Below are 11675 nucleotides of genomic sequence, written 5' to 3' on the forward strand. Positions count from 1 at the left end.
TGTTAAAAATTCTCTTGCACTTCTGACTCAATAGCTTTCTCAATCAAGGCATTTTATACTACATTTATATTACAAAATATCTAGAGGTAAGCTGTGCTAGAGAGAAATAACCCTAGTCTTGTCCGCGCTTGCTGCTCCTTAGAAGGTTTATCGGTGGGAGATGCTTTTGGAGAGCGATTTTTTCTTCATCCAGATGTGGCAGAAAATTTAATTGCTGCTCGTGCCATACCAGAAGCACCTTGGTACTACACCGATGATACCCAGATGGCACTTTCGATTGTATCTATCCTGCAAACATTTGGAAGAATTGACCAAGATAGCCTAGCATCCAGCTTTGCTCAAAGATATGAGATAGGACGAGGCTATGGCCCAGCAATGCATCGGCTGCTACGAAAGATACAAGATGGCGAACTTTGGCACCAGCTAGCTCCCAATCTTTTTAACGGACAGGGTTCCTTTGGGAATGGGGTGATTTAAATAAACAATACAAGCATTAGTATCTAACAAATAAATCATTCAAATAGCGGCTCTCGTTCTTCGTATTCACCTTGGGGATATCTTTGAATTGGGTCATCTGCTAAACAACCAGCAGTCTGCTCAAAAAAACCAGGAGGCCAACCTAATTCTTGGGGTGTTTTTGGCTGTGTTGGTTTTTCTAGCGGTTGATAAATCACAATAATTTCTACTTCTTTATCTGTTATTCCCACTGGGATATCTAAATGTAAAATCCCATCTGCTCCAATACGTTTTTTTAATTTAATACTCTGCATAGCTCATTATCCTTTAGATATTGAATTAAATACTTATTGTCCAGCCTTAAAAACTTGTTCTGCCGTCAACTTTAACTCAGGGAAAGGAGATATAGTTTTATCACCACCTCACAACTGACTGACCTGATATTTCCCATTAATTAGTTGATAAAGCGAAAAAGTGTGGGCATTGAGAAATAAAGATTCCCCTGATTCATCCAAATTGAACTACACTGCTGAACGTTTATTATACGGTTTAAGCCAGCTAGTAGAAAAAACTAATGAATAAAACAGAATAATAGGGAATAGAAAATAGTTAAGTTCAATTTTCCTATTCCCTATTCCCTGTTACCTATTCCCTGATTTAATGTCCGCGATCGCTCCTTTTGTCATGGCAGCAATTGCTTTATCGGTGGCTTTGGGTAGATGATAATATTTGCCTCCTGCTGTCTTTGCTATTTCCTTAGCAAATCCAGTAGAAACAAATTTACTTTCGGTATCAATCACCAACAATTGCATTCCCAAAGCACGGATTCTGCCAGCAATATCCAACAATTCGGCTTTGATATCTGGCTTTTCTCCCGGTTCTTGCGGTTCGCCTAAGGAACGCGATAAGGGAATATTACCGCGTCCATCGGTAATGGCTACAATCACGACTTGCCCGATATCTCCACTCATCTGAGCATTCAAACCCACGCGCACAGCTTGCGTTAAACCATGGGCTAGTGGTGAGCCTCCACCACAAGGCAATCTTTCCAAACGATTCCGCGCCAAGGCAATCGAGCGTGTCGGCGGCAATAGCACGTCTGCCTGTTCTCCCCGGAAGGGAATCAACGATACTTGGTCACGGTTTTGATAAGCTTCTGTTAAAAGCTGCATGACTGCACCTTTCGCTGATTGCATCCGGTTTAAAGCCATTGAGCCAGAAGCATCCACGACAAACACTACCAAAGCTCCGGCTTTGCGTGCCAATCGCTTCGAGCGGATATCTCCTTGCTCGACAATTACTTTTCTATCAGGTTGTCGCTGCCGTCGTGCTTTTTGATACGGTGCTGCTGCCCTGAGTGTGGCATCTACGGCTACGCGGCGCACTTTTCCTTTGGGCAACATTGGCTTAATATAGCGCCCTCTGTCTTCCGAAAAGATTAAACTACGACTGCCAGATTTACCTTGCCGTTGTGCCATTTGAGCAAAATAAAGCACACTTTGGTCAAGAATTACTCCTTCGGGATCGAAAATAAATTCTTCAGGAATGTTGGGAGGTTCTTGCTGTTCTTGGTTGTCTTCCTCTTCTTCCTGTTCTTGATTTTCGTCTTCAGTTTCTTCTTGATCCTGGGGTGGGGGTGGTGGCGGTGGTGGTGATTGTTCGGGTGGCGGTGTCTGCACCTGAGTTGCTCGCGGTACAATTACCAATTCCACGGCTCGCCGCAAATCATCAGCATTGACTTGTGTACGTCCATCTAAAGCCGCTGAGGCTCTGGCAACACGCACGGCAAATAACTCCGCCCGATGTCCTTGCACTCCGCCACGAATTGCTTCTTCCACTAAGTAGGTAATTTGTTCGTGGCTGATACGAACTTCTTTCAACCATTCCCGCGCAAAGATAATTTGGGTTTTGAGTTCGTCGATATCTTCGCTGTACTGCTGGAGAAACTCTTGGGGAGATTTGGAGTAGGCGATCGCAACTTCTACGGCTTGAACTCTTTGATCTAAACCGAGAACACCATCAGCAGAAAGAGCGATCGCAATGCGATCGAGCAAATGTTCTCTTAATGCCCCTTCTTCTGGGTTGTAGGTGGCGATAAATAACGCTTTGCAGGGATGCTGAAAACTTATGCCCTCCCGCTCAATTTGGTTGCGTCCCTCAGATAATACTGTTAAAAGTTGGTTGCTAATTTGGTCATCTAATAAATTGATTTCATCTACGTAGAGAACGCCTCGATTGGCGGCGGCAAGTAAACCCGGTTGAAATATTGTGTCTCCTTGTTTTACCGACTGTTCCACATCAACAGAACCTAAAAGTCTGTCTTCTGTAACTCCCAAGGGTATTTGCACGAAGGGTGCGGGTATCACCTCAGTCGGGAGTTCCTGTGGATCTTTATCTCCCAATTCACAGAGCAGCTTATCATCCCATTCTTCTGGGTGATTGGGATCGCAATTGCTCAGTGAACCTTTGACAACTTCAATTGGTGGCAGTAGAGCGTGGATCGCACGCGCCATTACAGACTTTGCCGTACCGCGACGCCCTGCGATCGCTACTCCCCCCAACCCCGGATCGACTGCTGCTAAGAGTAAAGCTAACTTAATCGCTTCTTGTCCGACGACAGCGGTTAAGGGAAAGGCGGTAGTACTAGGGGATATAGTAGACGCAGGCATAGTTTGTATAATAGCTTGTCTAAGTTTTTAGCTTATCAATTTCTGGCACCTCATGGAGTAGCGGTAACAGAGATTTAGCACTGCCTGGGAAAACTAAAGATTATAAAACTTATGCAAAATCCCTCTAAAATCTTCTTTCCTCCATGTTCTTAGCGTCGCACCAGTTGCTATAAGGAGGGCATTGCCGCAAGGGCGCACTTGCTTCTCTGTGTAATTTATTATTCCATAACTCGTGCGTAAGACCTAGATTATTTAAAATAGCAATTACGACTAAGTTAGGTCAGCGTGAATCAAGATAATTTTGCTTGAGGGGTATTAGTAGTTGGGATTGGTAGGGGCGGATTTTGTTAATTTTCTTTCAAGAAAAACTGACTATTTATCTTCTTAACCCACCCTTGCTGTAATTAGTAGTTAGTGAGAAAAAGTTATGAGTATTGCTCAGGCTAAACGCTTTACACTAGATGAATATCACAAATTGGGAGAGTTGGGCTTTTTCCATGAAGATGACCACATTGAATTAATTAGGGGAGAAATTATTCAAATGGTATCGAAAGGAAGAGTTCACGAAACTTGTTTGAGAAAGTTATTTAAAGAACTGCCAAAACTGATTGGAGATAGGGCAACTCTGCAAACTCAAGCCCCAATTGTTTTACCTCCCAACAGCGAACCTGAACCAGATTTTGCTGTCCTCAAAAACCGTGATGATGACTATCTTTCGGCTCACCCCGAATCTGCTGATATTTTACTTTTAATAGAAGTATCAGATTCCTCTTTGGATTATGACAGAGATGTGAAAATGCCTCTCTATGCTGAAGCAGGTATTTCTGATTATTGGATATTTAATTTATTTGATAATTATCTAGAATGTTACAGCGAACCCTATCAGAATAATCAAGGTAAACACGGCTATTTGAATAAGCGGATTGTCTTGCCTAATCAAGTAGTAGCACTGCCTTGTTTTCCAGATTTGTCTCTTGATTTAAATAGGGTATTCCCGCCTAAGGTGAATTCTTAATCGCCACTTGATTGTTTCTCAGATGAGTTTCTTAACCCCATAAACTAAGTTCTGATACTCAACCACGAATTTCAAAGACTCATCGACTAAGTTCTGATACTCAACCACGAATTCCTAGAACTCATTAACAAAGCTCTAATACTCACTCACGAGTTACACAGACTCAATGATGATATTTTGAATCTCACACATTAGACTGAAAGACTCAATTACGAAATTAAAAGACTCATCAACGAGTTGCAAAAATTCATTTACAAGGTTCGGATACTCGCTGACGAGTTGTCAACACTCGTTAACGAGATTACGATACTCATCAACGAGTCTATTTTCAAGCTAAGACTCAAAATTAGCTTTGGTGGATTTATTTTTCATTGCCTTAAAGCGATCGCCTAACTGTTCGGCAAGGGTTTTTAATCCAGGAGTCTTTTTAGCAGCCGTCTTTACGTAATCATAAACTGTTAAACTGCTGCTCATCGCTTCACTACCGACTGCCAAGAGCGTATCATCTACTTTTTCTGTCAGTTGGCGCAATCCCAGTAAAAGCTCTGTGAGGGAATTGGCGAGTTGATAATCCCGCACAAATTCCTCTACATCGAAACTGGCTGGTAGAATGTCGCGGTTAGACTGAGCAGCGGTGAGACTATTGTTAACAAAGGCAAGGCTTTTATCGCCCATTTTGAATAACTTGCGTCTTTCTTGGCTACTTAAGGTAATCAGAAAAGGCAGCTTTTGTTGAATTGTCTGAAGTGCTGCTTTGATTTCTTGGATATCTTTTTCTGAAAGGGTGGCGTTGATGTTTTGATAAGCCATGATAAATTTTTTGTGGTTATTTGAGTGGGTAAATGGTTACTTTGCTTTGGAAATGAGTCAGAAAACCATTTGTTGTTATTTTTCCCACCCAGATCGGGCGATCGCACAAGTGTATTAAAAGATTTGTAGTAGTAGGGTGTGTTGTCGCCAAGCGCCGCACCATCCTAAATTCTTGGTGCGTTAGGCTAAGTTTCTACTTTCATCTGGATGTCGGATAGTAATTTATACAAAAAATCGACTCACAGCACAATTAAAACTAGGCAACAAGGGTGAACTCAATTCATCATTATTTAGCAGCGTTGCAATTAATGTTAACCTCGCATTTTCCCGCCGATAAACCTCAACTTGTTGCAATCGCCAATCTACAATCCAATATTCCTTTACTCCCCGTGAAGCGTAAAGCTTGAGTTTCGCTTCTCGATCCCGGCGTTCATTTTCCACACCAGGAGATAACACTTCTACCACTAAATCCGGTGCGCCTGCTAAATGTCCCGCTTCATCAAGCAAAACTGCTAAACGTTCATGACTAGCCCATACTACATCTGGGATAACATTATCAGTTTCCGAAAACAAAATGCCAGGAGTGATACTTGCTTGTCCCAAACCACTTGAACGCGACCAAACCTCAAGTTCTAAAGTGATATTTAAGCAAGTACGTTGATGTTTCCAGTGGGGCGCTCTGGTCGTGAATAATTCTCCGTCTATAATTTCATAATGCGTACCCTCGTTTTCAGGTAGGAGGTTTATATCTGTGGTAGTCCAGCGCACGCGATCGCTTGCTGTGTGGTTCATATGGGATCTGCTTTTCAATAGCGTGATATTAGGCTAACTTTTTTCAAACAATTATTGATATTGAGATTTTTCGATAATAAAGGTATGAAAGAGAAATTGCCCGAAATGCACAAAATTTTGCAATTTCGGGATCAAACACTCCTACACCGTGCATTAACACACCGTTCCTATGTCCATGAAAATCCCCAACAAGGGGAACACAATGAACGCTTGGAGTTTCTCGGTGATGCAGTGCTCAATTTCTTAAGTGGCGAGTATCTTTATCGCCGTTTCCCAGAAAAGGGAGAAGATGAATTGACGCGAAGGCGATCGGCACTGGTAGATGAGAAGCAATTGGCGAGATTTGCAATTGAGGTAGGTTTAGATTTGAGAATGCGACTGGGTAAGGGTGCAATTCTCGATGGAGGCTTTAGCAATCCCAATTTACTTAGCAGTACTTTTGAAGCAGTTGTTGGTGCTTACTATCTGGACAATAATTTTGATATTGAGGCTGTTCGTACTGTTGTCGAACCTTTGTTTGATGCTGTTCCAGAAGAAATTGTTGAAGTTCGTGCCAATGTAGACTCGAAAAATCGCTTTCAAGAATGGGTGCAACGAAATATTACCCCAACTCCACCCAAATATTTAACAGAGCAAGTGGGAGGTTCTTCTCACGCACCTGAATTCATTGCTAAAGTACTTGTGGGTGAAAAAGTTTATGGAGTTGGCAGGGGGCGCAGCAAGAAAGTTGCTGAGAAGGCGGCGGCAGAAGATGCTCTTGCGAACGTTAAAGAAAAAGCTTGAGTTTGTTCTCGCAGGTGTTCAGATCCCCAACTTTTAAAAAAAGTCGGGGATCTATAACCTCTCATGAGTCAGGGTGGGAGAATTATCTACCCAATTGTTTATCTTTCTACTTGATCGACTTCTTTGGGAACCCCGGCAGTCAAAACCTCATGCCCTGTAGGTGTAACCAAAACATCATCCTCAATGCGAATACCAATACCAACCCAACGCTCATCAATTTCTGGTTGATCTTCCGTAGGCTTAGTATCTGGAACAATATAAAGTCCTGGTTCTACTGTTAGAACTTGCCCTGGTTGCAAAATTTGCGGGTTATCGTCGCCATGTTGGTAAACTCCCACATCATGCACATCTAAGCCCAGCCAATGCCCCGTGCGATGCATATAAAATGGCTTGTATTTTTCTTCTTCAATCAACTTGTCAATTTCGCCTTTGAGGATGCCAAGTTCTACCAAACCTTCTGTAAGAATGCGCACGGCAGTATCGTGAACTAAATTATAGGGGTTGCCTGGCTGCACTTGGGCGATCGCTTGTTTTTGAGCTTCTAAAACTAGCTCGTACAGTGTTTTTTGTTCTGCGGTAAATTTACCCCCGACTGGAAATGTGCGGGTAATATCTGAGTTGTAATAATTGTAGGCACAGCCAGCGTCAATCAGCAGTAACTCGTTATCCTGCATTTGCCGATTGTTCTCAACGTAGTGCAGCACGCAGGCATTAGCACCAGAGGCGACAATAGAAGGATAAGCTGGCCCCATCGCACCCCGCTTTCTAAAAATATGTTCTATTTCTGCCTGTACTTCGTACTCGTAAATTCCTGGTGCAGTAAATTTCATGGCGTAATTGTGTGCTTCTACGGCAATATCAGCAGCTTTACGCATTAACTCCAACTCGACTTCTGTTTTAATTAGCCGCATACTGTGAAGGATAGGGCCAGTATCTTCAATCGCAATCGGCCCTGTACCGCGCTTGGGATAAGTCCGCATTAAGCTTTGCCAATGATTGAGGATTTTTTCGTTAAAAGCGCGATCGCGTCCCAAATGATAGTAAATACGATCTGATTTTTCTAAATACTGTGGCAATTTTTCATCCAATTCTGCGATCGAGTAAGCTTCATCCGCACCATAGATTTCTTTTGCCGCTTCTACCCCACAGCGATATCCACTCCAAATTTCCTGTTCCCTGTCTTTGGGCAGCACAAACAACACAAATCGATGTTCTGGGTGATGGGGCGATAAAACTGCCACTGCTTGGGCTTCATTAAACCCAGTTAAATAAAAGAAATCACTGTCTTGACGAAAATTGTATTCGACGTCATTGTGCATCACTGCCATTGGTGCACTACGAAAAATCGCAACACCATGACCAATTTTTGACATCAACGCTTCCCGACGCTGCTGATACTCTGTCTGCATAATGTTTTACTGTTTTTACGATCTATTTTGTCATCTCCATTCTTTGTGTAATATATATTACAAATATTACTTTTGCTATAGCGATCGCAAGCTAGGGGCTAGGAAGAGGAAAGGGAGAGGGGGGGGAGTGGGGGAGCAGGAGAGGAAGAGATGGGGAAGAATTTACTCTTACACTTCCTCACCTCCCTCAGCTCCTTGTCCCCTTCCGTGTCCTCTTCATTCCCTGTTCCCTGTCCCCTATCCCCTTATCTGCATCTTATTTCACTTTTAATATCCATAGAAAAACCGTTGAATAATTGAGAATGTTTATCTAATTAACAATTATCAAAATTAAATAGTCAAATCTCATACTTTCTCTTAAATTGCACTTGAAAATTTTTCAGAATTTAGTTAGTTCAAAATAATTTTTTCGCAAAAATATCAAAAATATTAAGAAAATATAAAGAAGGCATTTTTGTTATTAACTAACACTTGAATTAAAAAGAAAAAAACAGTTAAAAAGTTTATTACCACTTGTCATAAACACACGCCATGTCGATGCAAGCTAATACAAAAAGCACATTGGACACAAATCCTCAAAGTACAGTTATCAACGTACCGGATAATCAGAAGTTAGAAACTCAGTCTTACTATCAATCTTCTTCTTCATCTTCGGCATTGCCTACTGCTCCGAAGAATCCTAATCCTGCGTTAACCAGTGCTGCGATTTCCGCCGATTTTGACGGTGATGGTAAGAACGACAGGATATGGCGTAACTCTCAAACAGGTGAGGTTGCTATTTGGTTAATGAACGGCAGAGAAGTTGGTGCTGCTGACGTTATCAAAGATGCTAATGGTAATAACATAACGAAGGGTGCAGATTGGGATCTTAAAATTGGTGACTTCAACGGCGATAACAAGACTGACTTGCTCTGGCACAATACTCAGACAGGTGAAAACCAAATTTGGGTGATGGATGGCTTAGTTGCTTCACAAGCTGATTTACAAGCAACTAATGGCTGGACACCCTTAATAGGAGATTTTAACGGCGATCGCAATACCGACATTCTCTGGCGCAATAATACAACTGGTGAGAATGCCCTTTGGCAGATGACTGGTACACAGATTACCTCAGCAGATGTTCTGCAAACAGTTGATACAAATTGGGCAGCCACCATTGTTGATGTCAATGGAGATGGCAAGACAGATGTGTTCTGGCGGAATAATGCAACTGGTGAGAATGCCGTTTGGCAAATGGATGGCACAAGCATCACCAGTGGAGAGTTTCTACCCACACTTGACTCAAATTGGGAAGCTAGCGTTGGCTATTTCAATGGTGATTTCCAAACCGACATTCTCTGGCACAACAAGGCAACGGGTGAAACCAAATTGTGGCTAATGAATGGTACAAGCATTGCTAGTGATACTCCTCTGGCTACAGTTGAGGGTTCCAAATCGATGATTGGCGACTTTAACGGTGATGGAGTAACCGATGTCTTGTGGTACAACCAGCAAACTGGTAAAGGCAAAGTATGGGTAATGAGTGACGGCAATGTTGTCGCTGAAACCGCTGCCGATGCACCAACAGCAAGCTGGACACCTAGTCTCGGTGATTATGATGGTGATGGAAAGACAGATATGTTCTGGCGCGATCCCGGCTCAGGTCAGAATGCCATTGTAATTATGGATGGTACTACAAATCCCCAGCCTTCGCTTCTACCTTCAGTTTCGGGTGAATGGTACGATGGTACCCTTCCTAAAGCTTAATAGTGATGCGAATTGTGGTTAATACCCAATAGTTAAGTAGATTTGTAGGGTGTGTTACGGCTATGTCAGAATTTGAGACTTGAAGAGAGTGATAACTAGCCGTAACGCACCGTATTTCTTACAGCAAATTTGATTTTATTTAAACCACAATTTTTTGTAGTGGTGGGTTTAGCAGATATACTTTCGGTTTGAGCTAGAGATTGAAACAAAACCCGCCCTTACAGTATCGTGTGGTCTATTCATCTGAAAATGGCTGTAGGTTTTTCTAAAGATAAAAGTGCATCTATAGCAGTCCTATCTGATTTATAAAAAATCCTGGGAAGAACGTAGACGCCGGAGGCGGCTTCCCGCAGGGTACCACAAAGTACACAAAGTAATAGCATCATACAAAGTTGTGTTCAACTATATCTTTTTTTTAGATGTAAATGAATACAACTGATTATTGTGTCAAAAAGATTATATCTAAAAATGCTCATAATCTTATTTTTATAATTCGCCTATTTTTGTATTAAAAATACTATCTTTAAGAAAAAATAGCATTCAAATTGTTACTGGAAGCAACACTTGAACAGTTACTAAATGTTAATTTCTTACAAAAAAAATAATCAAAAAAAGGTAGAAACATTATGAATACTGATGATAAACAATATGAGTTCCTCTGACACTTCCTTAAGTTTGCCTGTAAATACTATTCCAGTAAACTACGCTCAACTCTCCACCAATATTTTTGAGCCTACGGCTAATTCAAATTCTGATTTAAGCTTTAGAAGCTCACTGTCATTAACACAAAATGAACAACAAGCTTCAATCGTGGCAAAAAATGCCAACCCTAATCCCATCTTCAGTAATGCGGCGCTTTTTGCAGATTTTAATGGTGATGGCAAGGCTGACAAATTTTGGCGTAACGAACAAACAGGTGAAACTGCTGTTTGGTTGATGGATGGAATAAGTCCCATTGGAGGTTTTTTGCCTCAAGTTGACGCAGCCTGGAATTTTGCCTATGCGGATTTCAACCGTGATGGCAAAACAGATATCTTCTGGCGCAATCAAAACAATGGTGAAACTGGCATCTGGCTCATGGATGGCTTAAATATTGCTTCTGCGGTAAATTTACAAACCATAAATCCTGCATGGAATTTTGCGATCGCAGATTTTAATGGAGACGGCAGAAGTGATGTTTTTTGGCACAACACTCAAACTGGTGAGAACGCCACTTGGTTGATGGATGGTACAAATATTACTACTGCAGCTTTTTTACCAAGAACTGACTCTCCTTGGAATTTTAATATTGTCGATTTTAACGGCGATGGTAAAAATGACATTTTTTGGCGCAACCAGATTACAGGTGAAAATTTGATTTGGTTTATGGATGGTACAAATAGATCTGAGTATGCTCTGACTAAAATGGAGGGAACTTGGGATTTGACTGTTGGTGATTTCAACGGTGATGGCACAACAGATTTACTCTGGCACAATAACCAAACAGATGAAAATACTGTTTGGCTTATGAATGGTATCTTTATCAGTGCTGGTTCTTTGCCAAAACTGGATTCCTCTTGGAAATCTTCTGTTGGGGATTTCAATGGTGATGGCAAAACAGACGTCTTTTGGCACAATGAGACGACTGGTGAGAATACCGCTTGGTTGATGGATGGTACATCCATTGGTACCGAAGCCTTTTTACCTCCAACTAATTCATCCTGGAAAGCTAGCGTTGGTGATGTTGATAACGATGGCAAAACAGATATCTTCTGGCGTGATGAACAAACCGGCGAGAACACTATTTGGTTGATGAATGGTACTATTGCCAATGCCGTTCCTTTGGAACAAGTTCCTGTTGAGTGGAAGGCTTATTAGAATTTTGTGGTGATGGTAATCATATCGTGTACTGTTGAAGCTGAATTGTGATTCAAATTTTCAAGCGAGATTCCAGGAGGCTATTGGGGCGAACGTAAGTTCGCTCTCATTTTTACTTGCGGAGCGAGAAGCGATCGC

10 protein-coding genes are annotated in these 11675 nt (G+C 41.8%); 5 read left to right on the forward strand and 5 right to left on the reverse strand.

Features of this window, described 5'->3' with window-relative positions; all coding sequences use genetic code 11:
• Window positions 1–93: 93 nt before the first annotated feature.
• Complete coding sequence (locus UYC_RS0105020; RefSeq protein WP_235082882.1) at window positions 94–477, forward strand: ADP-ribosylglycohydrolase family protein; 384 nt, start codon at window positions 94–96, stop codon at window positions 475–477.
• Window positions 478–512: 35 nt separating this feature from the next.
• Here the strand turns inward: UYC_RS0105020 and UYC_RS0105025 are convergent, their stop codons facing one another.
• The gene (locus UYC_RS0105025) at window positions 513–770 is read right to left on the reverse strand and encodes a hypothetical protein (RefSeq protein WP_016873556.1); all 258 of its coding nucleotides are present in this window, start codon (window positions 768–770) and stop codon (window positions 513–515) included.
• A gap of 327 nt (window positions 771–1097) precedes the next feature.
• Window positions 1098–3125, reverse strand: coding sequence for a magnesium chelatase ATPase subunit D (bchD, locus tag UYC_RS0105030; RefSeq protein WP_016873557.1), 2028 nt, complete (start codon window positions 3123–3125; stop codon window positions 1098–1100).
• 427 nt (window positions 3126–3552) lie between these two features.
• Between bchD and UYC_RS0105035 the strand changes: the two genes are divergently transcribed.
• Window positions 3553–4140 (forward strand): Uma2 family endonuclease, encoded by a 588-nt coding sequence (locus UYC_RS0105035; protein WP_016873558.1) that lies wholly within the window; start codon window positions 3553–3555, stop codon window positions 4138–4140.
• Window positions 4141–4473: 333 nt separating this feature from the next.
• Here the strand turns inward: UYC_RS0105035 and UYC_RS0105040 are convergent, their stop codons facing one another.
• Both UYC_RS0105040 and UYC_RS0105045 read right to left on the reverse strand, forming a co-directional pair.
• Window positions 4474–4950, reverse strand: a complete 477-nt coding sequence (locus tag UYC_RS0105040) for a hypothetical protein (protein ID WP_016873559.1) — start codon at window positions 4948–4950, stop codon at window positions 4474–4476.
• A 222-nt stretch (window positions 4951–5172) separates the two neighbouring features.
• On the reverse strand, window positions 5173–5742 hold the full coding sequence (locus tag UYC_RS0105045) for a Uma2 family endonuclease (RefSeq protein ID WP_016873560.1): 570 nt from the start codon (window positions 5740–5742) through the stop codon (window positions 5173–5175).
• Window positions 5743–5847: 105 nt separating this feature from the next.
• Between UYC_RS0105045 and rnc the strand changes: the two genes are divergently transcribed.
• Window positions 5848–6525: a ribonuclease III gene (gene rnc / locus UYC_RS0105050; protein ID WP_026087369.1), complete on the forward strand. Its 678-nt coding sequence runs from the start codon at window positions 5848–5850 to the stop codon at window positions 6523–6525.
• 98 nt (window positions 6526–6623) lie between these two features.
• On the opposite strand, the gene UYC_RS0105055 is transcribed toward rnc, so the two are convergent.
• Complete coding sequence (locus tag UYC_RS0105055; RefSeq protein WP_016873562.1) at window positions 6624–7934, reverse strand: aminopeptidase P N-terminal domain-containing protein; 1311 nt, start codon at window positions 7932–7934, stop codon at window positions 6624–6626.
• Window positions 7935–8465: 531 nt separating this feature from the next.
• Between UYC_RS0105055 and UYC_RS0105060 the strand changes: the two genes are divergently transcribed.
• Both UYC_RS0105060 and UYC_RS0105065 read left to right on the forward strand, forming a co-directional pair.
• A complete protein-coding gene (locus UYC_RS0105060) occupies window positions 8466–9680 on the forward strand; it encodes an FG-GAP repeat domain-containing protein (RefSeq protein WP_016873563.1) in 1215 nt (404 codons plus the stop codon).
• 648 nt (window positions 9681–10328) lie between these two features.
• The gene (locus tag UYC_RS0105065; RefSeq protein ID WP_016873564.1) at window positions 10329–11537 is read left to right on the forward strand and encodes an FG-GAP repeat domain-containing protein; all 1209 of its coding nucleotides are present in this window, start codon (window positions 10329–10331) and stop codon (window positions 11535–11537) included.
• The last annotated feature ends 138 nt before the right edge of the window (window positions 11538–11675 follow it).

It is taken from the genome of Chlorogloeopsis fritschii PCC 6912 (assembly GCF_000317285.1).
Taxonomy (GTDB): Bacteria; Cyanobacteriota; Cyanobacteriia; order Cyanobacteriales; family Nostocaceae; genus Chlorogloeopsis; species Chlorogloeopsis fritschii.

Bases quoted from the DNA above. Each gene is read 5' to 3' on its own strand.
- UYC_RS0105025 (WP_016873556.1), bottom strand. From the start codon at position 770: ATGCAGAGTATTAAATTAAAAAAACGTATTGGAGCAGATGGGATTTTA.
- bchD (WP_016873557.1), bottom strand. From the start codon at position 3,125: ATGCCTGCGTCTACTATATCCCCTAGTACTACCGCCTTTCCCTTAACC.
- UYC_RS0105035 (WP_016873558.1), top strand. From the start codon at position 3,553: ATGAGTATTGCTCAGGCTAAACGCTTTACACTAGATGAATATCACAAA.
- UYC_RS0105040 (WP_016873559.1), bottom strand. From the start codon at position 4,950: ATGGCTTATCAAAACATCAACGCCACCCTTTCAGAAAAAGATATCCAA.
- UYC_RS0105045 (WP_016873560.1), bottom strand. From the start codon at position 5,742: ATGAACCACACAGCAAGCGATCGCGTGCGCTGGACTACCACAGATATA.
- rnc (WP_026087369.1), top strand. From the start codon at position 5,848: ATGCACAAAATTTTGCAATTTCGGGATCAAACACTCCTACACCGTGCA.
- UYC_RS0105055 (WP_016873562.1), bottom strand. From the start codon at position 7,934: ATGCAGACAGAGTATCAGCAGCGTCGGGAAGCGTTGATGTCAAAAATT.
- UYC_RS0105060 (WP_016873563.1), top strand. From the start codon at position 8,466: ATGTCGATGCAAGCTAATACAAAAAGCACATTGGACACAAATCCTCAA.
- UYC_RS0105065 (WP_016873564.1), top strand. From the start codon at position 10,329: ATGAGTTCCTCTGACACTTCCTTAAGTTTGCCTGTAAATACTATTCCA.